General features: G+C 71.0%; 24 protein-coding genes and 1 pseudogene. 19 read left to right on the top strand and 6 right to left on the bottom strand.

The genetic code is table 11. From position 1 onward, the window contains the following. Positions 1–297 precede the first annotated feature (297 nt). The 5 genes from V1460_RS05255 to V1460_RS05235 all read left to right on the top strand — a co-directional run bounded on the left by V1460_RS05255 (position 298) and on the right by V1460_RS05235 (position 3,705). Entirely contained in the window at positions 298–1,893 is a 1,596-nt protein-coding gene (locus V1460_RS05255; RefSeq protein ID WP_338672429.1) for an acyl-CoA carboxylase subunit beta, read from the top strand. Positions 1,894–1,920: 27 nt separating this feature from the next. After that, positions 1,921–2,127, top strand: a complete 207-nt coding sequence (locus V1460_RS05250; RefSeq protein ID WP_338672428.1) for an acyl-CoA carboxylase epsilon subunit — start codon at positions 1,921–1,923, stop codon at positions 2,125–2,127. A gap of 55 nt (positions 2,128–2,182) precedes the next feature. After that, positions 2,183–2,809, top strand: a complete 627-nt coding sequence (locus tag V1460_RS05245) for a GNAT family protein (RefSeq protein ID WP_338672427.1) — start codon at positions 2,183–2,185, stop codon at positions 2,807–2,809. Positions 2,810–2,857: 48 nt separating this feature from the next. Next, positions 2,858–2,986 (top strand): morphogenic membrane protein MmpB, encoded by a 129-nt coding sequence (mmpB, locus tag V1460_RS05240; RefSeq protein WP_338672426.1) that lies wholly within the window; start codon positions 2,858–2,860, stop codon positions 2,984–2,986. A 101-nt stretch (positions 2,987–3,087) separates the two neighbouring features. After that, positions 3,088–3,705, top strand: a complete 618-nt coding sequence (locus V1460_RS05235) for a nucleoside triphosphate pyrophosphatase (protein ID WP_338672425.1) — start codon at positions 3,088–3,090, stop codon at positions 3,703–3,705. Between the two features lie 50 nt (positions 3,706–3,755). On the opposite strand, the gene V1460_RS05230 is transcribed toward V1460_RS05235, so the two are convergent. After that, positions 3,756–4,247 (bottom strand): hypothetical protein, encoded by a 492-nt coding sequence (locus V1460_RS05230; RefSeq protein WP_338672424.1) that lies wholly within the window; start codon positions 4,245–4,247, stop codon positions 3,756–3,758. Positions 4,248–4,714: 467 nt separating this feature from the next. Here V1460_RS05230 and V1460_RS05225 point away from each other — a divergent pair, with 467 nt between their 5' ends. Then, positions 4,715–6,478: an acetyl/propionyl/methylcrotonyl-CoA carboxylase subunit alpha gene (locus V1460_RS05225; protein ID WP_338672423.1), complete on the top strand. Its 1,764-nt coding sequence runs from the start codon at positions 4,715–4,717 to the stop codon at positions 6,476–6,478. A gap of 79 nt (positions 6,479–6,557) precedes the next feature. Next, complete coding sequence (locus tag V1460_RS05220) at positions 6,558–7,154, top strand: TetR/AcrR family transcriptional regulator (RefSeq protein ID WP_407077400.1); 597 nt, start codon at positions 6,558–6,560, stop codon at positions 7,152–7,154. A 129-nt stretch (positions 7,155–7,283) separates the two neighbouring features. On the opposite strand, the gene V1460_RS05215 is transcribed toward V1460_RS05220, so the two are convergent. Then, on the bottom strand, positions 7,284–8,207 hold the full coding sequence (locus V1460_RS05215; protein WP_338672422.1) for a DeoR/GlpR family DNA-binding transcription regulator: 924 nt from the start codon (positions 8,205–8,207) through the stop codon (positions 7,284–7,286). Positions 8,208–8,385: 178 nt separating this feature from the next. Then, positions 8,386–9,894, bottom strand: a pseudogene (locus tag V1460_RS05210) (NAD(P)H-quinone dehydrogenase); the annotation flags it as partial. A gap of 126 nt (positions 9,895–10,020) precedes the next feature. On the opposite strand from V1460_RS05210, the gene V1460_RS05205 reads away from it, so the two are divergent. The 4 genes from V1460_RS05205 (at position 10,021) to V1460_RS05190 (ending at position 14,756) form a co-directional block, all read left to right on the top strand. Then, a complete protein-coding gene (locus V1460_RS05205; RefSeq protein ID WP_338672421.1) occupies positions 10,021–10,458 on the top strand; it encodes a gamma-glutamylcyclotransferase in 438 nt (145 codons plus the stop codon). 251 nt (positions 10,459–10,709) lie between these two features. After that, a complete protein-coding gene (locus V1460_RS05200; protein WP_338672419.1) occupies positions 10,710–11,519 on the top strand; it encodes a purine-nucleoside phosphorylase in 810 nt (269 codons plus the stop codon). Between the two features lie 228 nt (positions 11,520–11,747). Beyond that, positions 11,748–13,412 (top strand): phospho-sugar mutase, encoded by a 1,665-nt coding sequence (locus V1460_RS05195; protein WP_338672418.1) that lies wholly within the window; start codon positions 11,748–11,750, stop codon positions 13,410–13,412. 141 nt (positions 13,413–13,553) lie between these two features. Then, the gene (locus V1460_RS05190) at positions 13,554–14,756 is read left to right on the top strand and encodes a hypothetical protein (RefSeq protein ID WP_338672417.1); all 1,203 of its coding nucleotides are present in this window, start codon (positions 13,554–13,556) and stop codon (positions 14,754–14,756) included. A 123-nt stretch (positions 14,757–14,879) separates the two neighbouring features. On the opposite strand, the gene V1460_RS05185 is transcribed toward V1460_RS05190, so the two are convergent. Next, complete coding sequence (locus V1460_RS05185) at positions 14,880–15,536, bottom strand: PH domain-containing protein (protein WP_338672415.1); 657 nt, start codon at positions 15,534–15,536, stop codon at positions 14,880–14,882. A 272-nt stretch (positions 15,537–15,808) separates the two neighbouring features. On the opposite strand from V1460_RS05185, the gene deoC reads away from it, so the two are divergent. The 3 genes from deoC to V1460_RS05170 are packed head-to-tail and all read left to right on the top strand — an operon-like array spanning position 15,809 to position 19,112. Continuing rightward, positions 15,809–16,756 carry a deoxyribose-phosphate aldolase gene (gene deoC, locus V1460_RS05180; protein WP_338672413.1) on the top strand — a complete coding sequence of 316 codons (948 nt, stop codon included), beginning with the start codon at positions 15,809–15,811 and terminating at the stop codon, positions 16,754–16,756. A gap of 5 nt (positions 16,757–16,761) precedes the next feature. After that, complete coding sequence (locus V1460_RS05175; protein WP_338672412.1) at positions 16,762–18,222, top strand: aldehyde dehydrogenase family protein; 1,461 nt, start codon at positions 16,762–16,764, stop codon at positions 18,220–18,222. Then, positions 18,219–19,112, top strand: a complete 894-nt coding sequence (locus V1460_RS05170) for an aldehyde dehydrogenase family protein (protein ID WP_338672411.1) — start codon at positions 18,219–18,221, stop codon at positions 19,110–19,112. Before V1460_RS05175 ends, V1460_RS05170 begins: the two co-directional genes overlap by 4 nt. 166 nt (positions 19,113–19,278) lie before the next feature. Here V1460_RS05170 and V1460_RS05165 read toward each other — a convergent pair whose 3' ends face one another. Continuing rightward, the gene (locus V1460_RS05165) at positions 19,279–19,686 is read right to left on the bottom strand and encodes a hypothetical protein (RefSeq protein WP_338672410.1); all 408 of its coding nucleotides are present in this window, start codon (positions 19,684–19,686) and stop codon (positions 19,279–19,281) included. A 51-nt stretch (positions 19,687–19,737) separates the two neighbouring features. On the opposite strand from V1460_RS05165, the gene V1460_RS05160 reads away from it, so the two are divergent. Further along, on the top strand, positions 19,738–20,454 hold the full coding sequence (locus V1460_RS05160; protein ID WP_338672408.1) for a uridine kinase: 717 nt from the start codon (positions 19,738–19,740) through the stop codon (positions 20,452–20,454). A gap of 233 nt (positions 20,455–20,687) precedes the next feature. On the opposite strand, the gene V1460_RS05155 is transcribed toward V1460_RS05160, so the two are convergent. Further along, positions 20,688–21,455, bottom strand: coding sequence for a SigE family RNA polymerase sigma factor (locus V1460_RS05155; protein ID WP_338672407.1), 768 nt, complete (start codon positions 21,453–21,455; stop codon positions 20,688–20,690). A gap of 219 nt (positions 21,456–21,674) precedes the next feature. Here V1460_RS05155 and afsQ1 point away from each other — a divergent pair, with 219 nt between their 5' ends. From afsQ1 to V1460_RS05135, 4 genes are all read left to right on the top strand, one after another. Next, positions 21,675–22,352, top strand: coding sequence for a two-component system response regulator AfsQ1 (gene afsQ1 / locus V1460_RS05150; RefSeq protein ID WP_338672405.1), 678 nt, complete (start codon positions 21,675–21,677; stop codon positions 22,350–22,352). Continuing rightward, positions 22,250–24,010 (top strand): ATP-binding protein, encoded by a 1,761-nt coding sequence (locus V1460_RS05145; RefSeq protein WP_407077399.1) that lies wholly within the window; start codon positions 22,250–22,252, stop codon positions 24,008–24,010. The genes afsQ1 and V1460_RS05145 overlap by 103 nt, the downstream gene beginning before the upstream one ends. Continuing rightward, a complete protein-coding gene (locus V1460_RS05140; RefSeq protein ID WP_338672403.1) occupies positions 24,007–24,693 on the top strand; it encodes a hypothetical protein in 687 nt (228 codons plus the stop codon). The genes V1460_RS05145 and V1460_RS05140 overlap by 4 nt, the downstream gene beginning before the upstream one ends. Positions 24,694–24,814: 121 nt before the next feature. Continuing rightward, positions 24,815–25,363 (top strand): VanZ family protein, encoded by a 549-nt coding sequence (locus tag V1460_RS05135; RefSeq protein WP_407077398.1) that lies wholly within the window; start codon positions 24,815–24,817, stop codon positions 25,361–25,363. The last annotated feature ends 191 nt before the right edge of the window (positions 25,364–25,554 follow it).

Genomic DNA, 25,554 nt, shown 5'->3' with positions numbered 1-25,554 from the left:
GCCGGTCGGATCGGACCGGAACGAGCCAAAACAAGCCGGAACGAGCCGGAACGAGCCGGAACGAGCCGGAACGACGGTACTTCGCGAGCGAACCGCCCTTCGACCCCCCTGACGAGCGCCATGAGGCGTCACACACCGCCCCCACCACAACGCGTCCCGTCACTCGCGCAAGCTCGGCGCGGTGTGGCAAACGCCGCACTGCGCTGCCGTAGCCGCGCCGATACGCTACGAGCCAGTAGCCCGACACCACCGGGTGTCCCCCAATACCCCCGTGACCAGCCAGGGAGCCGCAGCCCGATGTCCGAGCCGGCAGAGCCTCAAGAGATCGACATCCACACCACCGCTGGCAAGCTCGAAGACTTCCAGCGCCGCGTCCACGAGGCGACCCACGCCGGTTCCGCGCGCGCCGTCGAGAAGCAGCACGCCAAGGGCAAGCTGACGGCTCGCGAGCGAGTCGAACTCCTCCTCGACGAGGGTTCGTTCGTGGAGCTGGACGAGCTCGCGCGGCACCGCTCCACCAACTTCGGCCTGGAGAAGACCCGTCCGTACGGAGACGGTGTCGTCACCGGCTACGGCACGGTGGACGGGCGCCCGGTGGCCGTGTTCTCACAGGACTTCACGGTCTTCGGCGGGGCGCTGGGCGAGGTGTACGGCCAGAAGATCGTCAAGGTGATGGACTTCGCGCTGAAGACCGGCTGCCCGGTGATCGGCATCAACGACTCCGGTGGCGCCCGTATCCAGGAGGGCGTGATGGCCCTCGGCATGTACGGCGAGATCTTCCGCCGCAACACCCACGCCTCCGGTGTGATCCCGCAGATCTCGCTGATCGTCGGCCCCTGCGCGGGCGGCGCGGTGTACTCCCCCGCCATCACGGACTTCACGGTGATGGTCGACCAGACCTCGCACATGTTCATCACCGGCCCGGACGTCATCAAGACGGTCACCGGCGAGGACGTGGGCTTCGAGGAGCTCGGCGGCGCCCGTACGCACAACACCACCTCCGGTGTCGCGCACCACATGTCGGGCGACGAGAAGGAGGCGATCGAGTACGTCAAGTCCCTGCTCTCGTACCTGCCGTCGAACAATCTCTCCGAGCCGCCCGCCTTCCCGGAGGAGGCCGTCCTCGACCTCACCGACGAGGACCGCGAGCTGGACACGCTCATCCCGGACAGCGCCAACCAGCCGTATGACATTCACACCGTCATCGAGCATGTACTGGACGACGGCGACTTCCTGGAGACCCAGGCGATGTTCGCGCCGAACATCGTCACCGGCTTCGGCCGGGTCGAAGGCTTCCCGGTCGGCATCGTGGCCAACCAGCCGATGCAGTTCGCGGGCTGCCTGAACATCGACGCCAGCGAGAAGGCCGCGCGGTTCGTGCGCACCTGCGACGCGTTCAACATCCCGGTGGTGACCTTCGTGGACGTGCCCGGCTTCCTGCCGGGTGTCGACCAGGAGTACAACGGCATCATCCGGCGCGGCGCCAAGCTGATCTACGCCTACGCCGAGGCGACGGTCCCGCTGATCACCGTGATCACGCGGAAGGCTTTCGGCGGCGCGTACGACGTGATGGGCTCGAAGCACCTGGGTGCCGACCTCAACCTGGCCTGGCCGACCGCGCAGATCGCCGTCATGGGCGCGCAGGGCGCGGTGAACATCCTGCACCGCCGCACGATCGCGGCGGCCGGCGACGATGTGGAACAGGTGCGCGCCGAGCTGATCCAGGACTACGAGGACACGCTGCTCAACCCGTACACCGCGGCCGAGCGCGGCTACATCGACGCCGTGATCATGCCGTCCGACACCCGCGCGCAGATCGTCAAGGGTCTGCGTCAGCTGCGGACGAAGCGGGAAAGCCTTCCCCCGAAGAAGCACGGGAACATCCCCCTCTGAGCCCGGCACATCCGGAAAGGAGCCGCTGTGATCAAGGTCGTACGGGGCAACCCCACCCCCGAGGAGCTGGCCGCCGCACTGGCGGTGGTCCAGGCGCGCGCCGCGGCGACGGCTTCGGCCGCACCGGGCGCGCCGAGGGTGCCCGAGGAGTGGTCGGACCCGGCCAGGATCGCCCGGGCGCGGTCCCGGCAGCCGGGACCGCGGGCCTGGACGCGTACCTTCTGGCCCGCCTGAGCACCCGTCCGAAAACCTGACGACGCGGGTCGGGCCGGGCGGACACAATGCGTCCATGACCGACCCCGCACCCGCGCTCGCCGGGCCGAAACCCGACTTCCGTACCAAGCCCACGCTGAGCGGGACGCGGGTGCTGCTCCGCCCGGTCACGGCGGACGACCTGCCCGCGCTGCTGCCGATGTTCGACGACCCGGAGGCTTCCCGGCTCACCGGCAACCACGCGGACGGCGACCGACTCAGCGAGGCGCGGCTGCGGCGGTGGTACGCCACGCGCGGCGACCAGGACGACCGGCTGGACCTCGCCGTGGTCGACCGGGCGACGGGCGTCGTCGTCGGCGAGGTGGTGCTGAACCTGTGGGACCCGGGCAACGAGAGCTGCGGCTTCCGCATCTGCCTCGTGCCCGGGACGTACGGGCAGGGCCTGGGGACCGAGGCGACCCGGCTGATCGTCGGCTACGGGTTCGAGCAGCTGGGGTTGCACCGCGTCTCACTGGAGGTCTACGCGTTCAACCCGCGAGCCCGCCGTGCCTACGAGAAGGTCGGGTTCGTCGCCGAGGGCGTGCTGCGTGACGCCCTGCTGTGGGAGGGCGAGCGGGTGGACGCGACGGTGATGTCGATTCTGGCGCCGGAATGGTCCCGGCACCGCGGGCTACCGGCGGTCGAGTCGCTCTCCGGCAGTTGAGTACGCGTACTCAGGCGCCGGTGCCCGCCGGGGCCGCACGATGGAACCATGCTCTGGTCAGACCCGAAGGACGAACCGCCTCAGGAGCTGCGCGACATGGAGGTGATGATGCGCCGGGCGGGCGTGCTGCTGGCACTGGTGGTGATCATCGGCATGATCGCTGTGGGGCTGCGCTGAGTCCGCTGCGGAACTGAGTCCAAGTGCAGCCTCAGGGCGTTTCGGGGCCTGTCCGCATCCGGATTCCGTTCACGGGACCGCGACACGCCCGGCCCCCTACGATGGCCCGCATGACCGATCAGCAGCGCCGCCGTCTCGTTCTCGCCTCCGCGTCCCCCGCCCGTCTCGGGCTGCTCCGCCATGCGGGACTCGGCCCCGAGGTGCTCGTCAGCGGAGTGGACGAGGACGCACTGACCGCGCCCAACCCCACCGAACTGGCGCTGGTGCTCGCGGAGGCGAAGGCCGCCGCCGTGGCGGACCGGCAGGAAGCCGCCGGTGCCCTGGTCATCGGCTGTGATTCGGTGCTGGACCTGGACGGCGGGGCCCTGGGCAAGCCCGCGGACGCCGAGGAGGCCATCGCCCGTTGGAAGGCCATGCGCGGCCGGGCGGGCGTACTGCGGACCGGGCACTGCGTGATCGACAACGCCACCGGGCGGCGTGCCTCGGCGACGGCGTCCACCACGGTGAATTTCGGCGACCCCACGGACGCCGAGATCGCCGCCTACGTGGCGAGCGGCGAACCGCTGCGGGTCGCGGGCGCGTTCACCCTGGACGGGCGCTCATCACCGTTCGTGGACTCCATCGAGGGCGACTACGGCAATGTCATCGGGCTGTCGCTGCCGCTGCTGCGGCGCCTGCTCGGCGAACTCGGCATCAAGATCACGGACCTCTGGGTCTGAGAAACCGCGACACCGCGCCCGCGTGGGCCCGGAGCGTGTCTGCTCGCGCCTTACGCGGGCGCCGCGTCGCCCGGCGCGGTCGCCGGGCCCTCCGGGGTGCCGGTGGGCGCGTGGTCGGCGGGCTCGTCCGGAGCGCCCGGCGCCCCCGCCCCGTACACCACCAGCGCCAGCACGATCAGCCCCAGCACCGCCATCATGAACGCGAACGCGTGCCAGCCGAGCAGCCCCACGGTCACCGCGCCGATGACCCCGTGCATCACCGCGCAGACGATCAGCAGGACGCGCCCGAAGCGGCCGGGCGCACGGTCCCTGATTCCGGCGATCAGCAGCAGCACCCCGCATGCGGCCAGGAAGAGACCGAAGACCCCGCCCATCACCCAGGTGGCGGTGACCATGTGATCGGGGTCCATGCCGTCGAGCGACATGTTCTGCTTGCCCACGAAGGTGGCCATGATGCCGTTGATGACCACGATGCCGACGGCCTCAAGGAAGAGCACGAGGGCCGCCACGACGGCCACCAGTCTGCGCGCCACGGCGCCCACCCCACAGTTCCCAGCGGTCTGTTACCAGTAGTACGAATGACAGGGCGAACGCTACTAACGGGTAAACCCGCGGACAAGGGCCAGGGCACAGGCAAAGAATCATTCGCCCATTCGTAGGGACTCCACAAAGAATCGAGCCGCGCGGCTTAATCCTTGGTCAGAGACCTAGACCACACAGGAGGGCTACGCTGCACGGCAGGAACCAGGCGTACCGTGGTGCGACAAGGGGTTTCACGGTATGGGTATGTCCCGGATCACCCTCCGTGTGGGCAAGCTCACGAGTGGGAACGGGTCGAAAGCCCGTGTCGGTAGTCCCTAAACTCAGCGTGTTTGAGCGAAGTCTTCGGCGCGGTGACCCGCCGAGCACTCCGGCAGGGAGGATCCCGGGCGGGGTCCGGCCCGCGGCGTAGGTAGCCGCAGACCGGGGGTGGCATCCCCCCGGACCACACAGCAAGGAGGGAGCCATCGTGCGCAAGGTGCTCATCGCCAACCGAGGCGAGATCGCTGTCCGCGTTGCCCGTGCATGCCGGGACGCCGGGATCGCGAGCGTAGCCGTCTACGCCGATCCGGACCGTGACGCACTGCACGTCCGCGCGGCCGACGAGGCGTTCGCCCTGGGCGGTGACACCCCGGCGGCCAGCTATCTGGACATGGGCAAGGTCCTGAAGGCCGCGGCCGATTCGGGCGCCGACGCCATCCACCCCGGATATGGCTTCCTCTCCGAGAACGCCGAGTTCGCCCAGGCCGTCATCGACGCCGGGCTGACCTGGATCGGCCCCCCGCCCGCAGCGATCCGCGACCTCGGCGACAAGGTCGCCGCCCGCCACATCGCGCAGCGCGCCGGCGCCCCGCTGGTCGCCGGCACCCCGGACCCGGTCTCGGGCGCCGACGAGGTCGTGGCGTTCGCCCGGGAGCACGGCCTCCCGATCGCCATCAAGGCCGCCTTCGGCGGCGGCGGGCGCGGCCTGAAGGTCGCCCGCACCCTCGAAGAGGTCCCCGAGCTGTACGACTCCGCCGTGCGCGAGGCCGTGGCCGCCTTCGGCCGCGGCGAGTGCTTCGTCGAGCGCTACCTCGACAAGCCCCGCCACGTCGAGACCCAGTGCCTGGCCGACCAGCACGGCAACGTGGTGGTCGTCTCCACCCGCGACTGCTCCCTCCAGCGCCGCCACCAGAAGCTGGTCGAGGAGGCGCCCGCGCCGTTCCTGACGGACGAGCAGAACGCGGAGCTGTACCGCGCGTCCAAAGCCATCCTCAAGGAAGCCGGTTACGTCGGCGCCGGCACCGTCGAGTTCCTCGTCGGCATGGACGGCACGATCTCCTTCCTCGAGGTCAACACCCGTCTCCAGGTGGAGCACCCGGTCACCGAGGAGGTCACCGGCATCGACCTGGTGCGCGAGATGTTCCGCATCGCAGACGGTGAGGCGCTCGGCTACGACGACCCGAAGCTGCGCGGACACTCCTTCGAGTTCCGTATCAACGGTGAGGACCCGGGCCGCAACTTCCTCCCCGCGCCGGGCACGGTCACCAGTTTCTCCGCGCCGACCGGCCCCGGCGTCCGGCTGGACGCGGGTGTCGAGTCCGGCAGCGTCATCGGACCTGCCTGGGACTCGCTGCTCGCCAAGCTGATCATCACCGGCGCGACCCGCGAGCAGGCCCTCCAGCGCGCGCGGCGCGCGCTGGAGGAGTTCCAGGTCGAGGGGATGGCCACGGCCATCCCGTTCCACCGCGCCGCGGTGGCCGACCCCGCCTTCGCCCCGGAGGGCGGCAAGCCGTTCACCGTCCACACCCGGTGGATCGAGACCGAGTTCGTCAACGAGATCAAGCCGTTCGCGGTCCCGGCTGACGCCGAGGCCGAGGACGAGCCCGGCCGCGAGACCGTCGTGGTCGAGGTCGGCGGCAAGCGCCTCGAAGTCTCGCTGCCGTCTTCGCTGGGCATGACCCTGGCCCGCACCGCCGCCGCGGGCGGCGCCAAGCCGAAGCGCCGTGCGGCCAAGAAGTCCGGCCCGGCCGCGTCCGGTGACACGCTCGCGTCCCCGATGCAGGGCACGATCGTCAAGGTCGCGGTCGAGGAGGGCCAGCAGGTCAACGAGGGCGACCTGGTCGTCGTCCTGGAGGCCATGAAGATGGAGCAGCCGCTGAACGCGCACCGTTCCGGCACCGTCAAGGGCCTTTCCGCGGAGGTGGGCGCGTCGCTCACCTCCGGTGCGGTGATCTGCGAGATCAAGGACTGACATCGCCGGTACGTGTGTGGGCCCAAGCATTCCCGGCGGGGCCCGCACACGTACCGGGCCTTGCGGCATGCTGGGTGCCATGACCACGAGCACCACGGGCACGGCGGCCTCGGGTACGTCGGGCGTCCCGGCCGGGGCCTCCCGGCCGATGCGGGCCGACGCTCGCCGCAACTACGAGCGTCTGCTCGTCGAGGCACGCGCCGCGTTCGCGGAGCACGGTACGGACGCGTCCCTGGAGGACATCGCCCGGCGCGCGGGCGTGGGCATCGGCACTCTCTACCGCCACTTCCCGAATCGCCACGCACTGATGAACGCGGTGTTCCAGGATGCCCTGGCAGCCCTGCTGGAGCGCTCGCGTCAACTGGCGTCGGCTGAGCAGCCGTGCGGGGCGCTGGTGGAGTGGCTGCGCGCCATCATCACTCACACCGGTGAGTACCGGGGGGTGGCGCGGGCCCTGATGTCCGCCTCGCTGTCCCAGTGCAGCGAGCCTCTGTGTGAGGCGGGGGCGGCGCTGCTGGCGCGTGCGCAGGAGGCGGAGGTGGTGCGTGCGGATGTCTCGATCGGCGACCTGATGCAGCTCACCAACGCTATCGCCCTCGCCGCGGAGCAGGCTCCGAACGACCCCGCCCTCCCGGACCGCCTGCTCCGCCTGACCCTCCGCGGCCTCCACCCCTAAGGTGCCGGAGACACCCCTGCCCACCACACGGAGCAGGGAAGCAGGGAGCACCTCGAAACTCCGGGCACCGCTGCGGGGTGCAGGACACCGTGACACCCCGCAGCACGCGCCCCGGCACACAGCAGATGACTACCTTCTACGGAGGTCCGCCACACGGGCGGGCTGCTCCGCCAGGACCGCAGTCCTCAGTGCCGCGCCGGCACCCGCCCCCGGGTGCGTACGCCGCTGGCCCGGCAGGGGCACCTCATGGCGAGGGCGGGCGGCACCACCGCCTGCGCCGGCCACCGCGATCTGGACGCCCTGGTCGGCCAGGGCCTGGAGCTCGGTCGCCGCCCGGTCGTCGTGCGGCGGGGGCTCGTCGGTCACCAGGCGGGTGATCACATCCGTCGGCACGGTCTGGAACATCGTGTCCGTACCGAGCTTGGTGTGGTCCGCGAGTACCACCACCTCCGCCGCCGCCTGCACCAGCGCCCGATCGACGCTCGCCGACAGCATGTTGGACGTGGACAGACCGCGCTCGGCCGTGAGCCCGCTCCCGGAGAGGAAGGCACGTGACACCCGCAGCCCCTGGAGGGACTGCTCCGCCCCACTGCCGACCAGCGCGTAGTTCGAGCCACGCAGGGTGCCTCCGGTCATGACGACCTCGACGCGGTTGGCGTGCGCGAGCGCTTGGGCGACCAGCAGCGAGTTGGTCACCACGGTCAGCCCGGGGACCCGCGCGAGCCGGCGTGCCAGCTCCTGCGTGGTCGTGCCGGCGCCGACCACGATGGCCTCGCCTTCTTCGACCAGGGCCGCGGCGGCGTCGGCGATCGCCGTCTTCTCCGCGGTCGCGAGATGGGATTTCTGCGGGAAGCCGGACTCTCGCGTGAATCCACCCGGCAGCACCGCACCGCCATGCCGGCGGTCGAGGAGTCCTTCTGCCTCAAGCGCGCGCACGTCCCGGCGTACGGTCACTTCGGAGGTCTGGACTACGCGGGCGAGCTCACGGAGCGACACGGCTCCATTGGCGCGCACCATTTCGAGGATCAACTGACGACGTTCTGCAGCGAACACGAAACTGACAGTAACCTGACCGGCCGACACTTTTCAGCGCTTTGCGCCGAATCGGCGAAGTTCCGTACAAGAAGGACCCCGTCATGGTATGACCCCGTCACACCGTGTCAGGAGGTACGCCCCACTTGGCCCGTGAATGCCCGCGATATGCCTGGCCCGCGCTTCGCCGGCGCGTCACCTAGGCCTCTCCGGCCGCCTTGCGCGTGTGCAGCTGCCGTGCGACTTCCGCGATCGAGCCCGAAAGCGAGGGGTACACGGTGAAAGCGTTTGCGATCTGTTCCACCGTCAGATTGTTGTCGACCGCGATCGAGATGGGGTGGATCAGTTCCGAAGCGCGCGGGGCCACGACCACACCGCCGACCACGATCCCGGTGCCGGGACGGCAGAAGATCTTGACGAAACCGTCCCGGATGCCCTGCATCTTCGCGCGAGGATTGCGCAGCAGCGGCAGCTTGACGGCGCGGGCGTCGATCACACCGGCGTCCACATCCGCCTGGGTGTAGCCGACGGTGGCGATCTCCGGGTCGGTGAAGACGTTCGACGAGACCGTCTTGAGGTTCAGCGGGGCGACCGCGTCGCCGAGGAAGTGGTACATCGCGATACGGCCCTGCATCGCGGCGACCGAGGCGAGCGCGAAGACGCCGGTGACGTCCCCGGCCGCGTACACACCGGGCGCGGACGTGCGCGAGACCTTGTCGGTCCAGATGTGCCCGGACTCCTTGAGGCGCACCCCCGCGTCCTCCAGGCCCATTCCCTCGGAGTTGGGGATCGCGCCGACGGCCATCAGGCAGTGCGTGCCCGAGATGACCCGGCCGTCCGCGAGCGTCACCTCCACCCGGTCCCCGACACGCTTGGCCGACTGGGCGCGGGAGCGCGCCATGACGTTCATGCCACGGCGCCGGAACACGTCCTCCAGTACGGCCGCCGCGTCCGGGTCCTCGCCCGGGAGCACGCGGTCGCGGGAGGAGACGAGGGTGACCCTGGACCCCAGCGCCTGGTACGCGCCGGCGAACTCGGCGCCCGTGACACCGGAGCCCACCACGATCAGTTCCTCGGGGAGCTCGGTGAGGTCGTAGACCTGGGTCCAGTTCAGGATGCGCTCACCGTCGGGCTGCGCGTCGGGGATCTCACGCGGGTGACCGCCGGTGGCGATCAGCACCGCGTCGGCCGTGAGGGTCTCCTCGGTGCCGTCCGCCGCCGTGACGATGACCTGACGGGAGCCGTCGGTGGCCTGCCGACCGTTGAGCCTGCCGCGGCCCCGCATGACACGGGCACCCGCCCGGGTGACGGATGCGGTGATGTCGTGGGACTGGGCGAGCGCGAGCCGCTTCACCCGTCGGTTGACCTTGCCGAGGTCGACGCCCACGATCCGGGCCGGCTGCTCGATGTGCGGGGTGTCGTCGGCCACGATGATGCCGAGCTCCTCGTGGGAGGAGTCGAAATTGGTCATCACCTCGGCGGTGGCGATCAGGGTCTTCGAAGGCACGCAGTCGGTGAGCACGGAGGCTCCGCCGAGGCCGTCGCTGTCGACGACGGTCACCTCCGCGCCGAGCTGGGCCGCCACCAGGGCCGCCTCGTATCCGCCGGGTCCGCCGCCGATGATCACGATCCGGGTCACTGGGGTTACGCCTCGCGCTCTCGCTCTGCCGGGTGGTGCCGTCCCACCCATTGTCCCGCACGCTTCAAGGTGCTTCGCGCCGGGTCGCGTTTCGGACGGACCTGGACGGCTTCACACGTCGGAGACCGGGCTCGGCACGTGATGCGGACCGTGGAGACAGGCCAACGGCGCTCCCCCTCCCGTACCCTCGACCTCATGTCGCTCTACGCCGCGTACGCCGGCAACCTCGACGCGCGGCTGATGACCCGCCGCGCCCCGCACTCCCCGCTGCGAGGCACGGGCTGGCTCAGCGGCTGGCGGCTGACGTTCGGCGGCGAGCAGATGGGCTGGGAGGGAGCGCTGGCCACCATCGTGGAGGCGCCCCGCTCCCAGGTCTTCGTCGCGTTGTACGACATCGCGCCGCTGGACGAGGACTCGATGGACCGCTGGGAAGGCGTCGGGCTCGACATATACCGGCGGATGCGAGTGCGCGTGCACACGCTGGACGGCGAGGAAGCGGCCTGGGTGTACGTGCTGAACGGCTACGAGGGCGGGCTGCCGTCGGCGCGCTACCTGGGTGAGATCGCCGACGCCGCGGAGTCGGCAGGGGCGCCGCACGACTACGTGATGGAGCTGCGCAAGCGCCCCTGTTAGGCCGGATCGAACCAGACCGGTCGAGTCGGGCCGAACGAGGCCGAGTCGCACGGACTCGGGCCGGGTCGGGCACTCGGCGGCACGCGGCTCCCCCGCATCGGACCGGATCCGCCGTTCGCGCATGGCGACGTTCATGCGTTCGACGCACGCGGCCCATCGGCGGCTCTTGTCGGAAGCGACGAGAAACCGGCCGGATATCTAGTGAGCATCGTCATCTACGCGCGTAGGGCATCTCGGGCTAGGCTTTGCCTGTGAACGTTTCTGTTACCCCGGATCCCCATGCCGCCGCCTCCGAGGCCGCTGCCCGCCTGCGTGAGCTCACGGGCGCCGAGACCCACGACGTCGCCCTGGTGATGGGCTCCGGCTGGGCGCCGGCCGTCGACGCCCTCGGCGCTCCCGAGACCGAATTCCCGGTCACCGAGCTGCCCGGCTTCCCCCCGCCCGTCGTCGAGGGACACGGCGGCAAGATCCGCTCTTACAAGATCGGCGAGAAGCGCGCGCTGGTCTTCCTCGGCCGCACCCACTACTACGAGGGCCGAGGCGTCGCCGCTGTCGCCCACGGTGTGCGCACCGCCGTCGCGGCGGGCTGCAAGACCGTCGTCCTCACCAACGGCTGCGGCGGTCTGCGTGAGGGCATGCGCCCCGGCCAGCCCGTGCTGATCAGCGACCACATCAATCTGACGGCCGCGTCCCCGATCGTCGGCGCGAACTTCGTGGACCTGACCGACCTGTACTCGCCGCGGCTGCGGGCCCTGTGCAAGGAGGTGGACGCGTCGCTGGAGGAGGGCGTGTACGTCCAGTTCCCCGGCCCGCACTACGAGACCCCGGCCGAGATCAACATGGTCCGTGTGATGGGTGGCGACCTCGTCGGCATGTCCACCGTCCTGGAGGCGATCGCGGCACGCGAGGCCGGCGCCGAGGTGCTCGGCATCTCCCTGGTCACCAATCTGGCCGCGGGCCTGTCGGGCGAGCCCCTCAACCACGAGGAGGTCCTCCAGGCGGGACGCGACTCCGCGGCGCGGATGGGTGAGCTGCTGACGCAGGTCCTCTCCCGTATCTGAGGGCTTCTCCCTGAACACGGCACGGTGCGGGCACCGCGATGTGCCCGCACCGCCGCGGTTCACCGCCCTGGCACGGGATGGGGCGCGGGCTCGGCGGTGCGCTCGCCCGTGGCGGCGTCCGGAGCCTCCGTTCCCGGACCCCCCGCGCGCCCCGATGGCTGGGGCAGGCCCGCCTGAGCGGGTATCCCTGAGCCGTACGCACAACGACATCCAAGAGAGGCACTCACCGTGGCGCAGGACCTGATCGCCAGAGCACAGGCTTGGCTCGCCGAGGACCCCGACGCCGAGACTCGGGACGAGCTCAGCCGCCTGATCGAGGCCGGGGACACCACGGATCTGGAGGCGCGGTTCGCCGGGACGCTCCAGTTCGGGACGGCCGGGCTGCGAGGGGAACTCGGGGCCGGGCCCATGCGGATGAACCGTGCCGTGGTCATCCGGGCCGCCGCCGGGCTCGCCGCCTACCTGAAGGCACAGGGGCACACCGACGGCCTCGTCGTCATCGGCTACGACGCCCGCTACAAGTCGGCTGACTTCGCCCGGGACACCGCCGCAGTGATGATCGGCGCCGGGCTGCGCGCCGCGCTGCTTCCCCGGCCGCTGCCGACACCGGTGCTCGCGTTCGCGATCAGGCACCTGGGAGCCGTCGCCGGTGTCGAGGTGACCGCCAGCCACAACCCGCCGCGCGACAACGGCTACAAGGTCTACCTGGGCGACGGCTCGCAGATCGTGTCGCCCGCCGACGCCGGGATAGCCGAACGGATCGACGCGGTGGGCGGCCTGCACGACGTCCCGCGGCCCGGTTCGGGCTGGGAGACGCTCGGGGACGAGGTCCTCGACGCGTATCTGGCGCGTACGGACGTCGTGCTGACCCCCGCCTCGCCGCGTACCGCCCGTGTGGTCTACACGGCCATGCACGGCGTCGGCACGGACGTGGTGCTGGCGGCCTGGGAGCGTGCCGGTTTCCCCGCGCCGGTGCTGGTGGACGAGCAGGCGGAGCCCGATCCCGCGTTTCCCACCGTCGCGTTCCCGAACCCGGAGGAGCCGGGTGCGATGGACCTGGCCTTCGTCAAGGCGCGGGAGGTCGGGCCCGACATCGTGATCGCCAACGACCCGGACGCCGACCGCTGCGCCGTCGCCGTCCCGGACGACGGTGCCGACGGGGGCTGGCGGATGCTCCGCGGTGACGAGGTGGGCGCGCTGCTGGCCGCGCACCTGGTCCGCAAGGGCGTCCGCGCCGGGGACGCACGGCACACCTTCGCCGAGTCGATCGTGTCGTCCTCGCTGCTCGGCCGGATCGCCGAGGCGGCCGGTCTCGGCTACGAGGAGACCCTGACCGGGTTCAAGTGGATCGCCCGTGTCGAGGGCCTGCGGTACGGCTACGAGGAGGCGCTGGGCTACTGCGTCGACCCCGAGGGCGTACGCGACAAGGACGGCATCACCGCCGCCCTGCTGGTCGCGGAGCTGGCCTCCGAGCTGAAGGCTCAGGGCCGCGGCCTCTCCGACCTGCTGGACGATCTCGCCGTCGCGCACGGACTGCACGCCACCGACCAGCTCTCGGTCCGGGTCGAGGACCTCGGCATCATCGCGGACGCGATGCGCAGACTGCGTGAGCAGCCGCCGGTGCTGCTGGCCGGGTTGCACGTGGTCTCGGCGGAGGACCTCACCAAGGGCACCGCCCAGCTGCCGCCCACGGACGGCCTGCGGTACTACCTGGAGGGCGAGTTCAAGGCCCGGGTGATCGTCCGCCCGAGCGGTACCGAGCCCAAGCTGAAGTGCTATCTGGAGGTCGTGGTCCCGGTCGGCGACGCCCGCGAGCTCTCCGCCGCGCGCGGTCGCGCCGCCGACGTCCTGGGGGCGATCAAGACGGACCTGGCGACTGCCGCCGGTATCTGACGTACGGTCAGAGGCATGAGGGGGCGTCCTCCTGCGGGTGAATCCCGTACGGCAGTTGACGCAGCCGCCCGTGCCCTGCCCCGGCAGTGCGGGTGAAGGTGACCACGGCATCACGCCCGCCGAACCACCGGAGCAGCCGCAGTGCCCCCGACCGCGACAGCGCACCATCGCACCGTCCCCGCCTCCCGCCGCCCACCGGCCACGGGAGGCGGGCGTGCACCGGGTGGCGCGCGGCGGCGGGTCTCACTGGCCTTGCGCAAGGTCGCCCCCGCGCTGCTCGGATACGCGGTGGTCCGACTTTTCGTGCTGCTCGTGCTGGCCCGCTGGAGCCATGTGCAGGGCCGCGGCCTGTGGCCCACACTGGCCACCACCTGGGACTCACGCTGGTACGTGGGCATCGCGGACCACGGCTACCAGCAGGAGCTCGGCACCGCGCTCGACTCCAACAACCTGGCCTTCTTCCCGCTCTACCCCATGCTGATGAAGGCCGTCGCCGCGGTGACGCCCGGCACCCGCGCCTCCGTCGCGCTGGCGATCGCCGTGGCGGCGTCGCTGGTCGCGGCATGGGGCGTCTTCGCGATCGGCGACCTGCTGCACGGGCGGCGCACCGGGACCGTGCTCGCCGTGCTCTGGGCCGCCGGCCCCGTCGGAGTCGTCCAGTGGATGGGCTACACCGAGTCCCTGTTCACCGCCCTCACCGCTTGGGCCCTCTACGCGGGACTCAGAAACCGCTGGCTGTGGGCGGGCTCGCTCGCGACGCTGGCCGGGCTGACCCGGCCGACCGGAATCGCCGTGGCCGCCGCCGTGGCCCTGGCGGGCCTGGTGGCGTACGCGCGCCTCCGGGACCGGCGGGCACTGGCCGGCGTGCTGCTCGCACCCTTGGGGTGGGCCGGGTATGTCGGCTGGGTGGGGCTGCGAGTCGGCCGCTGGGACGGATACTTCGCCGTGCAGAAGCTGTGGCGCAACGAGTGGGACGGCGGCCGGGAGACGCTCCGGCAACTGCGCCGACAACTGGCCGAGGACACGACGCCCACGCTGTTCCTGGTCCTGGTGTCGCTCGTCCTGATCCTGTCCGCCGGCTTGTTCCTGCTCTGCCTGGCGGACCGCCAGCCGCTCCTGCTGCTGGTCTACTCGGGCGTGCTGCTGGCCGTCGTCCTCGGCAGCGGGGGCGTCTACTTCCCCCGGGCGCGGTTCCTCATGCCGGCGTTTCCCCTCCTGCTGCCGATCGCCCTGGCGGTGGCACGGGCCCGGCGTGCCGTCGTGGCCCTGGTGCTGGGAGGTGCGGTGCTCGGGTCGGCTTGGTTCGGCTCGTATCTGCTGCTGGTGTGGTCAGGACCCCCGTGACCCCTTCGGATGCGACCCGCTCGCCCCGGCGGGCTTGGCAGAGCACGGTCGGCTTCGGGCCTCTGTCGCCATCCTCGTCGTGGCCGCCGAGCACGCGGGGCGTGACAGCGCCCCGGCGGGGCGTCAGCCCGTGACCAGCAGCACCACGAGCAGGATCCCGCCCGCCACCGCGGGGGCTATGACCTCATAGGACCAGCGCACTCGGGCATCGCCCTGCGCCCCCGGCAGGGCGGCACAGCGCTCGCTCATCTCGCGCAGGTCCTTGACCGTCTGGTCGGCGGGCGCCATCCGTGATCCGGCGTCGTCGACGTCAGCGGTCACGCGGGTGCGGCCGTGCGGGTCGTCCACCGCGGCCCTGGCCTGCCTGCGGGCCGCTCGCTTGCGCCTGCCCAGCGACACCGGCACCGCCCACAGCTGGTACTTGGCGCCCTGCTGGGTGAAGACCTCGCTCGAATACCCGGATCTGATGTCGGCGACCGATGCCCACGGGAGCGTGATCGTGCGGAACGGGTTCCTGATCCGGAGCCGGTCGTCATTGGCGAACACCGCCGGCCGGAGCGTGAACGAGACGATCAACGGCACGGCGCACAGCAGCGCCGCGAGCGCCAGCCAGGGCGCGCGCCCTGCGCCGTGCAGCAGCGCGTCGCCGCCGATCCAGGCGGCCACCCCGAGCATCAGCGCACCGCAGACCATCGCGGCGGCTGACCGGAAGACGCGATCGGCGTACGCCGGCTCGACGTGCTGCTGCTCGGGGCCCTGGCCTGGGCTGGAGGTCGTCATGCCATCGATTCTGCCTCACCCGTCCAAGCCCCGGGAAAGCCTGTGGACAACTATCCCGACAGCCCGGATCGCGACCCGGGGCCACGGCCCGCGCCCACCGCCCGGGGGAGCAGGGAGGAGACGGCGGAGTACATGGCGGAGAGGACGCCGGAGGAGGCACCGAACAGAGGCCGGACGACAACGAGGAGACGGCGGAGCAGACGGAGGGGGCGTCCCGAATCGACCCGGGACTGTACAGTCGCTACGCGCGTAGATATGCTCCCCTGGTGACCATGCCCACCATTGCACCTGCATTCGCTGACGTGACCTCGTCCGACAGCGCACTGCGCCGCTTCCTGCACGGGCTGCCCGGTGTCGACGCCGTCGGCCTGGAAGCGCGCGCCGCGTCTCTCGGCACCCGCTCCATCAAGACGACGGCCAAGGCGTACGCCATCGACCTGGCCATCTCGATGATCGACCTGACGACGCTGGAAGGCGCGGACACCCCGGGCAAGGTCCGGGCGCTCGCCGCCAAGGCCGTCAACCCCGACCCGACCGACCGCACGACGCCGAAGACGGCCGCCGTCTGCGTCTACCCCGACATGGTGGCCACCGCCAAGGCCGCCATCGGCGGGGCGGACGTCAAGGTCGCGTCGGTCGCCACCGCCTTCCCCGCGGGCCGTGCGGCCCTTGACGTGAAGCTCGCGGACACCCGCGACGCCGTCGCCGCCGGCGCCGACGAGATCGACATGGTGATCGACCGCGGGGCCTTCCTCGCGGGCGACTACATGAAGGTCTTCGAGGAGATCCGGGCGGTCAAGGAGGCCTCGGGCGCCGCCCGCCTGAAGGTCATCTTCGAGACCGGCGAGCTCTCCACGTACGACAACATCCGCCGCGCCTCCTGGCTCGGCATGATGGCGGGTGCCGACTTCATCAAGACCTCCACCGGCAAGGTCGCCGTCAACGCCACCCCGGCGAACACCCTGCTCATGCTGGAAGCCGTCCGCGACTTCCGCGCACAGACGGGCGTGCAGGTGGGTGTGAAGCCCGCCGGAGGCATTCGCACCAGCAAGGACGCGATCAAGTTCCTGGTGCTGGTCAACGAGACCGCCGGTACTGACTGGCTGGACAACCACTGGTTCCGCTTCGGCGCCTCCAGCCTGCTGAACGACCTGCTGATGCAGCGCCAGAAGCTGGCGACCGGCCGTTACTCCGGCCCCGACTACGTGACGGTGGACTGAGCGAGATGACCATGTCCTTTGAATACGCACCCGCTCCCGAATCGCGGTCGGTCGTCGATATCGCGCCCTCGTACGGCCTGTTCATCGACGGCGAGTTCACCGACGCCGCCGGCGGCAAGGTCTTCAAGACGGTCTCCCCGTCCACCGAGGAGGTCCTGTCCGAGGTCGCCCAGGCGGGACCCGAGGACGTCGACCGCGCCGTGAAGGCCGCCCGCAAGGCGTTCGAGAAGTGGTCCGCGCTGCCGGGCTCGGAGCGCGCCAAGTACCTGTTCCGTATCGCCCGGATCATCCAGGAGCGCTCGCGTGAGCTCGCCGTCCTGGAGACCCTCGACAACGGAAAGCCGATCAAGGAGACCCGCGACGCGGACCTGCCGCTGGTCGCCGCGCACTTCTTCTACTACGCGGGCTGGGCCGACAAGCTCGACCACGCGGGCTACGGCCCGAACCCGCGTCCACTCGGGGTGGCCGGCCAGGTCATCCCGTGGAACTTCCCGCTGCTGATGCTGGCCTGGAAGATCGCCCCGGCGCTCGCCACCGGCAACACGGTGGTGCTGAAGCCCGCCGAGACCACGCCGCTGTCAGCGCTGTTCTTCGCGGACATCTGCCGCCAGGCCGGACTGCCGAAGGGCGTCGTCAACATCCTTCCCGGATACGGCGACGCGGGCGCGGCGCTGGTCGAGCACCCGGACGTCGACAAGGTCGCCTTCACCGGCTCCACCGCGGTCGGCAAGGCGATCGCCCGCTCGGTGGCCGGGACGGACAAGAAGGTCACCCTGGAGCTGGGCGGCAAGGGCGCCAACATCGTCTTCGACGACGCCCCCATCGACCAGGCGGTCGAGGGCATCGTCGGCGGCATCTTCTTCAACCAGGGACAGGTGTGCTGCGCGGGTTCCCGGTTGCTGGTCCAGGAGTCGATCCAGGACGAGCTCCTCGACGCACTCAAGCGCCGACTGTCCACGCTGCGCCTCGGCGACCCACTGGACAAGAACACGGACATCGGCGCGATCAACTCGGCTGAGCAGCTGGCCCGGATCACCGCGCTGGCGGAGACCGGCGAGGCAGAGGGCGCCGAGCGCTGGACCGCCCCGTGCGAGCTGCCTTCGTCGGGCTACTGGTTCGCCCCGACGCTGTTCACCAACGTCACCCAGGCCCACACCATCGCCCGCGACGAGATCTTCGGCCCGGTGCTCTCGGTGCTGTCCTTCCGCACCCCGGACGAGGCCGTCGCCAAGGCCAACAACAGCCAGTACGGCCTGTCGGCCGGCATCTGGACGGAGAAGGGCTCCCGCATCCTCGCGGTGGCGAACAAACTCCGCGCCGGTGTGGTCTGGGCCAACACCTTCAACAAGTTCGATCCGACCTCGCCGTTCGGCGGTTACAAGGAGTCGGGCTTCGGCCGCGAGGGCGGCCGACACGGTCTGGAGGCCTACCTCGCCCCGTCGACCCCGAAGGGGGAGCGCGCATGAGCTCCGTTGATTCGCGCCTCAGTGTCTTCAAGACCTACAAGCTGTTCGTCGGGGGCAAGTTCCCCCGCAGCGAGAGCGGACGGGTGTACGAGGTGACCGACTCGAAGGGCAACTGGCTGGCCAACGCGCCGCTGTCGTCCCGCAAGGACGCCCGCGACGCGGTCGTCGCGGCCCGCAAGGCGTTCGGTGCCTGGTCGGGTGCCACCGCGTACAACCGCGGCCAGATCCTCTACCGCATCGCCGAGATGCTGGAGGGCCGCCGCGAGCAGTTCGTGCGCGAGGTGGCCGACGCCGAGGGCCTGTCGAAGTCCAAGGCAGGCGCGGTGGTGGACGCGGCGATCGACCGCTGGGTCTGGTACGCGGGCTGGACCGACAAGATCGGCCAGGTCGTGGGCGGGGCGAACCCGGTCGCGGGTCCCTACTTCAACCTGTCCACTCCTGAGCCGACCGGTGTCGTCACGGTGCTGGCCCCGCAGGAGTCCTCGTTCCTGGGTCTCGTGTCGGTGATCGCCCCGGCGATCACGACGGGCAACACGGTCGTCGTCATCGCCTCCGAGAAGGCCCCGCTGCCCGCGCTGTCCCTCGGCGAGGTGCTGGCCACGTCCGACCTGCCCGGCGGCGTGGTCAACGTGCTCTCCGGCCGCACCGCCGAGATCGCCACCCCGCTCGCCGCGCACCAGGACGTCAACGCGATCGACCTGACCGGAGCCGACGAGCAGCTGGCGAAGGAGTTGGAGGCCGCCGCCGCCGACAACCTCAAGCGGGTGCTCCGCCCGGGCGCAGACGACTGGTCGGCCGACCCGGGTACGCGCCGGATGACGGCGTTCCTGGAGACCAAGACCGTCTGGCACCCCACGGGTTCGCTGGGCGCGTCGGGCTCGTCGTACTGACGGTCCGCTCGACTTCGGTGACGGTCCTATCGGCTCGCTGACGATCCACCCGGGACGGAGCAGAGCCGAGAAGCCGGAGAGCCGCGCCTCCCCTCCGTCCGGGGGAGGCGCGGCTCTCCGTCGTTCTGCCGCGCACGTGTCCGCGCCCGGCGCACCCGGTCCGTGCTCAGCCCCTGCCCAGACCGCCCAGCATCGGGCCCGCCACCGGGACGTCCGGCACATGTCCGAGCGAACCGGTGGCCTGCCGGGTGTCGACGGGCTTGAAATCGGCGATCTGGGTGCCGACGCCGTTGTTCAGCGGGTCCACGGGGGTGTGCGCGAGCGGGTTCAGCGGGACGGACCTGACCGGATTGCCCACGGCCCCGGCCCCCGTCGCCCCGGTCAGTGCTCCCACGGCCGGGGCCGGTTCGAGGTCCGCGACCCGGTACGCCGGGAGCGCCGGAGCCGGCTCCGCGTGCTCAGCCGCCTGGGCCACTCCCGCGCCGCCGCCGATGGCCGCGCCGATCGCGCTGACGGTGACGGTGAGGCCGGCGGCCCTGAGCCTCGGCTGCCGTGGCTTTGCGTGTCGCGCCATGAGATTCCTGACTACTGGAGTAACGGAACGGCCACACACAGTAGTTCTTGTGTGACGCTCGATACCAACTCGACCACCGGGGGATCCCCCACGGGGGTTAATGGTTCACACTGGTGTCCCGTGAGTTCCCAACCCCTTCCGACGCGTGTCGTCCTGCTCTCCGGGCCATCCGGCTCCGGGAAGTCCTCCCTCGCCGAGCGTTCCGGTCTCCCGGTGCTGCGACTCGACGACTTCTACAAGGAAGGGGACGACCCCACGCTGCCGCTGGTCCTGGGCAGCACCGACATCGACTGGGACGACCCCGCTTCCTGGGACGCCGATGCCGCGGTGCGCGCGATCGAGGAACTGTGCCTGACGGGACGGACCACCGTGCCCGTCTACGACATCGCCACCAGCTCGCGCACCGGCTGGGAGACCCTCGCCGTCGAGCGGACCCCGCTGCTCATCGCCGAAGGCGTCTTCGCGGCGGACATCGTGCGCCGCTGCCGTGAACTCGGACTGCTCGCCGACGCGCTGTGCCTGCGCGGGCGTCCTTCCACGACCTTCCGCCGCCGTCTGCTGCGCGATCTGCGTGAGGGCCGCAAGTCGGTGCCGTTCCTGCTGCGCCGCGGCTGGCGGCTGATGCGCGCGGAGAAAGCCATCGTCGCCCGTCAGTGTGCACTCGGGGCCCACCCGTGCGGCAAGGAGGAGGCCATCGGGCGGCTCTCCGCAGCTGCTGTGGGGCGCAACCTCCAGGCGCAGGCCACCCAAGCGGCATCGCGCCCCTGACGCGGCACGCCCTGGTCAGGCGGCTCCCGCGGCGCCGCCGCGGACACGCATGGCCGGCCCGGACGTCTCGTCCTGGCCGGCCGTGGTGTTCCCCGCGCCGCTGAGATCCCCCGTGGTCCCCGCGACTCCCCCGTGCTTCCCCCGTTGAGACCGCCGACGTCCCCCGTCGCGATCCCGGTCCCCCCGTCAAGACACCCCGTATCCCCCGTGGGTGCCTTGCCCCCGTACTGCCCTCAGGCGACCAGCTCGCCGAAGGACTCTTCCTCGTCACGGCCGAAGCTGAGGGCCTCGTCCTCGCGCAGTCGGCGGAGCGACCGCCAGATGCTCGACTTCACCGTGCCGACACTGATGTCGAGGATGTCCGCGATCTCGGGATCGGTGCGGCCCTCGTAGTAGCGGAGCACCAGCATGGTGCGCTGGAGTTCGGGCAGCCGGGCCAGTGCCTGCCACAGCACCGCCCGCAGCTCCGTGCCGCGCATCGCGTCCGTCTCGCCCGCCGTCTCCGGGAGCTCCTCGGTCGGGTACTCGTTGAGCTTGCGGCGGCGCCACGCGCTGATGTGCAGATTGGTCATGGTCCGGCGCAGATAGCCGCCGACCGCCGCCTTGTCGCTGATCCGGTCCCAGGCGCGGTAGGTCGAGAAGAGCGCACTCTGGAGCAGGTCCTCCGCCTCGAACCGGTCGCCGGTCAGGTGGTAGGCCGTCGCGTACAGGGAGGCGCGGCGCTCCTGGACGTACGCGGTGAACGCCGCCTCGGCGTTGTTCACCGCACCCGCCCCTGCCACCCCCGTCGCAGCCGCCCCCGGATGTTCGGCGCCCGCACCCTCCGTGCCGGCGTCCACGATCGCCATGAAGGCCGTGGACGCCGTCGAGGACCTGTGCTGGCGCCCGGCGCCGCGAACGCACCCCCGCCCGTTCACGACGCCGGACTTCTCGGTGCTCCTCACGACGTCGTGCAGACGCGTGACAACTGCGCTCGAAGTGGTGCTGTGCAGTGCGTTCATCCCGTGCCCCCCGTCGGTTGGAGTCCTGGTACCGGCCGCCCTTCCGGCCATGTGCCAATGAGCTTGCCCGGGCACCTTCACGCCGGTGTCCGTCGACTGTCACAGAGCTGTCACAGGGCCCGAACCCGCGACTTCCACACAGCCGGGACACAGGGCCGACTCAGGTACGTGCTGCCCGGCAGTCGAAGTCCGCCACCCGCATGGGCCAGAATGGCCTGTGTGCCATTCCTGTTGCTGATCGAGGACGACGACGCCATCCGCACGGCCCTCGAACTCTCCCTGTCCCGCCAGGGCCACCGTGTGGCCACCGCGGCGACGGGCGAGGACGGCCTGAAGCTGCTGCGCGAGCAGCGGCCGGATCTGATCGTGCTGGACGTGATGCTGCCCGGCATCGACGGATTCGAGGTGTGCCGACGCATCAGGCGCACCGATCAACTGCCGATCATCCTGCTCACCGCGCGCAGCGACGACATCGACGTGGTGGTCGGCCTTGAGTCCGGCGCCGACGACTACGTCGTCAAGCCGGTGCAGGGCCGGGTGCTGGACGCCCGCATCCGTGCCGTGCTGCGGCGCGGGGAGCGCGAGTCGACCGACTCGGCGGCGTTCGGTTCGCTGGTGATCGACCGCTCCGCGATGACGGTCACCAAGAACGGCGAGGACCTCCAGCTCACACCCACCGAGTTGCGTCTGCTGCTCGAGCTGAGCCGCCGCCCCGGGCAGGCGCTGTCACGCCAGCAGTTGCTGCGGCTCGTCTGGGAGCACGACTACCTGGGCGACTCACGGCTCGTTGACGCGTGTGTCCAACGGTTGCGGGCCAAGGTCGAGGACGTGCCGTCCTCGCCGACGCTGATCCGTACCGTACGAGGAGTGGGCTACCGGCTGGATGCCCCTCAGTGACCGATGCAGGTACCCGGGCGGCGGCCCGATCCGCCGACACGGCAGGCGGCAAAGCGAAGAGAGCGATACTCGCGGGACTCGGCTGGACCAGCCTGCGTCTGCGGCTCGTGGTCGTCTTCGGCATGGTCGCGCTGACAGCCGCCGTCTCGGCTTCGGCGATCGCGTACTGGCTCAACCGCGAGGCCGTGCTGACCCGTACGCAGGACTCGGCGCTGAACGACTTCCGGCAGGAGATGCAGAACCGGGCTGCGGCGCTGCCCGTGCGGCCGACGGCGGGCGAGCTCCAGACCACCGCCGAGCAGATGGCGGGCGGCAACGCCGGGTACAGCGTGGTACTGCTCGGGGAGCGCGCCGCCGGCAAGCCGATCACCGGCGCGTCGGATCCGGATGTCTTCACGCTCGACGACGTGCCCGACTCCCTCCGTGACGCGGTGAACGAACGGCAGGCGATCACGGCGGGCAACTCGTACCCCTACCACCTCTTCTGGCTGCGCACCCAGCGCGGCAACACGCCGTATCTGGTGGGCGGTACGCGGATCGTCGGCGGCGGTCCGACCGGCTACATGTTCAAGTCCCTGGAGCAGGAGCGGGCCGATCTCAACTCGCTCGCCTGGTCCCTGGGCATCGCCACCGCGCTCGCGCTCGTCGGCTCGGCCCTGATCGCACAGGCGGCGGCCACCACCGTGCTGCGGCCGGTACGCCGGCTCGGCGAGGCGGCGCAGCGGCTCGGCGAGGGCAAGCTGGACACCCGGTTGCATGTCTCCGGCACCGACGAGCTGGCCGAGTTGTCCCGTACGTTCAACAGCGCGGCGGAGTCACTCGAGAAGAAGGTCGCGGACATGAGTGCCCGCGAGGAGTCCAGCCGCCGCTTCGTCGCCGATATGTCACATGAACTGCGTACCCCGCTCACCGCGCTGACCGCCGTGACGGAGGTGCTGGAGGACGAGCAGGAGAGCCTCGATCCGATGATCGCACCGGCCGTTGCGCTGGTGGTGAGCGAGACCCGGCGGCTGAACGACCTGGTGGAGAACCTCATGGAGGTGACCCGCTTCGACGCCGGCACGGCCCGGCTCGTCCTGGACGACGTGGACGTGGCCGACCAGGTCACCGCCTGCATCGACGCGCGCGCCTGGCTCGACGCGGTCGAACTGGACGCGGAGCGCGGCATCATGGCCCGGCTCGACCCGCGCCGCCTCGATGTCATCCTCGCCAACCTCATCGGCAACGCGCTCAAGCACGGCGGGTCACCCGTTCGGGTGGCGGTGCGTACCGAGACGAGCGAGGAGTCGGGCAAGGACGAGTTGGTGGTCGAGGTGCGGGACCACGGGCCCGGCATCCCCGAGGATGTGCTGCCCCATGTCTTCGACCGCTTCTACAAGGCCAGCGCCTCCCGGCCGCGATCGGAGGGCAGCGGACTCGGTCTCTCGATCGCCATGGAGAACGCCCTGATCCACGACGGCGGCATCAGCGCGGCCAACACCACGGACGGCGACGGCGGTGCGGTGTTCGTGCTGCGGCTGCCGCGCGATGCCTCCGGAATCGCCGAGGGCGGTTGCGGCAGGGAGCGGGACAGCGGAGGCGGCACGGCCGACGGGAACCGCGGGCACGGGGAAATCGGCGGTACCGGAGCACGGGGAGAGGCGGGCGACGCGCGGTGACCGGAAGAACTCGACGGGCGCCGCTGACCCGGCGCGCGGTTCGGGCGCTGGCGACGGCCGCCGTGCTCACCGGGGCGGTCGCGGGCTGCGGCATCAGGACCACCTCCGTGCCCGTGGACGCGGGCGCCGCGCCGTCGCGTATGTCCTGCACCCCGCCGTCTAAGGAGTCGGCCGCGCAGACGCGGCCCGAGACCCTGCCGGTGCGGGTGTACCTGGTGTGTGCGTCGGCGCTTGAGGCCGTGAACCGTACCGTGCCCCTGCACGAGACGGCCGCGGACCCCCGGCTCGCCGTCGCGTCCGCGCTGCTGGACACATTGGAGTCGGAGCCGTCGGCCGACGAGTTGGAGGCCGGGTTCAGCACGAGCGTGCGCGGCCCGCTGACCGTCGAGCAGGGTCGGAGCGGCGACCCGAAGGGCACGCTGCGCCTGAGCCGGGAGCCGGAGGACCTGCCGCCGACTGCGCTGGCACAGATCGTATGCACGTTCGCGGGCAGTGCGGCGGTCGCCGGTGGCGGGCTGCTCCTGGGCGGGCCCGGTGACTACGACCCGCGCGCCTACCGCTGTACGGACGCGACCAAGCAGCGCCCCGAGTCGGTCCTGTCGTCGGCCACTCAGGCCGGTGCCGCGGCTTCGACGGACAGCTCCGCATCGGGTGCTTACGGCCCTTCCGACGAGACGGCCTGACGGACCTGTGCAGGATCACCCGAAGGATGTAGTACAAGACGGAACCGATCCTGCCGGTCGTGTCGTCTTGGGGGTCGTGCAGCGTCAAGGTTCGGGCGGCAGCGCCGCCATCCGCTTCCGCGTGGCGGGAAGCGTACTCCTCCTCTCACATCTGGCACTGGTGGGTTGGCTGACTCTTCGCCCGCTCGACGTGATGTGGGTGACGGCGGCGAATCTGGAGCCGTTCGCCGGGATCAGAGCTGACCTGGCGCTGGGCCCCATCGAGGCGGCGCGCCGGATCGGCGAGGGCCTGATGCTGCTCGCCCCGCTCGGCATACTGCTACCGATGGCGGGCGGCCGGCTCACGGTGTCGCCCTGGGCCTCACTGACCCGTACGGTCGCCTCGGGCGCGCTGCTTTCGCTGGCCATCGAACTGCTCCAGACCGGGGTGCCGGGCCAGGTCGTCGATGTGGACTCGCTGCTGCTGAACACCACGGGCGTGGCCCTGGCCCATCTCGCCGTCGTACCGGCGGGCCGCGCCAGGCTGCGGCGCAGGTGCGGCAGGGCAGGCTCGTCGTCCGGCGCCGGGCGGAGCCACGGGAGGCGCGGGCCGGTACTGCGAGAGAACACCGCCTCCCAGGGGGCGCCGGCGGCGGCCTCGGTGATGCACCGGGTCGGCGCGGCGCGTTAGCGGGAGGCTCGGCAAAGGGCGACAGGGCACGACGACCCCACCCCCGTGCGGGTCGCCGCGCCCTGCGGACGGGACGGCGTCTGCGATGGGCACCTGTCTCCGACAGGGGGCCGCGAACTGCTTTCCGCGCCCCCTCTCCTCGACGCGCCGACCCCCACCGGATGTTTCACCCTTCTTCCGGTGAGCCCGGT

Origin of the sequence: Streptomyces sp. SCSIO 30461, assembly GCF_037023745.1 — a bacterium.
Lineage (GTDB): Bacteria > Actinomycetota > Actinomycetes > Streptomycetales > Streptomycetaceae > Streptomyces.
This window is presented reverse-complemented; position numbering and strand designations above follow the sequence as displayed.

Coding starts and splice junctions, on each gene's coding strand:
- V1460_RS05255 (WP_338672429.1), top strand. CDS start 298: ATGTCCGAGCCGGCAGAGCCTCAAGAGATCGACATCCACACCACCGCT.
- V1460_RS05245 (WP_338672427.1), top strand. CDS start 2,183: ATGACCGACCCCGCACCCGCGCTCGCCGGGCCGAAACCCGACTTCCGT.
- mmpB (WP_338672426.1), top strand. CDS start 2,858: ATGCTCTGGTCAGACCCGAAGGACGAACCGCCTCAGGAGCTGCGCGAC.
- V1460_RS05235 (WP_338672425.1), top strand. CDS start 3,088: ATGGCCCGCATGACCGATCAGCAGCGCCGCCGTCTCGTTCTCGCCTCC.
- V1460_RS05220 (WP_407077400.1), top strand. CDS start 6,558: ATGACCACGAGCACCACGGGCACGGCGGCCTCGGGTACGTCGGGCGTC.
- V1460_RS05205 (WP_338672421.1), top strand. CDS start 10,021: ATGTCGCTCTACGCCGCGTACGCCGGCAACCTCGACGCGCGGCTGATG.
- V1460_RS05185 (WP_338672415.1), bottom strand. CDS start 15,536: ATGACGACCTCCAGCCCAGGCCAGGGCCCCGAGCAGCAGCACGTCGAG.
- deoC (WP_338672413.1), top strand. CDS start 15,809: ATGCCCACCATTGCACCTGCATTCGCTGACGTGACCTCGTCCGACAGC.
- V1460_RS05175 (WP_338672412.1), top strand. CDS start 16,762: ATGACCATGTCCTTTGAATACGCACCCGCTCCCGAATCGCGGTCGGTC.
- V1460_RS05170 (WP_338672411.1), top strand. CDS start 18,219: ATGAGCTCCGTTGATTCGCGCCTCAGTGTCTTCAAGACCTACAAGCTG.
- V1460_RS05165 (WP_338672410.1), bottom strand. CDS start 19,686: ATGGCGCGACACGCAAAGCCACGGCAGCCGAGGCTCAGGGCCGCCGGC.
- V1460_RS05155 (WP_338672407.1), bottom strand. CDS start 21,455: ATGAACGCACTGCACAGCACCACTTCGAGCGCAGTTGTCACGCGTCTG.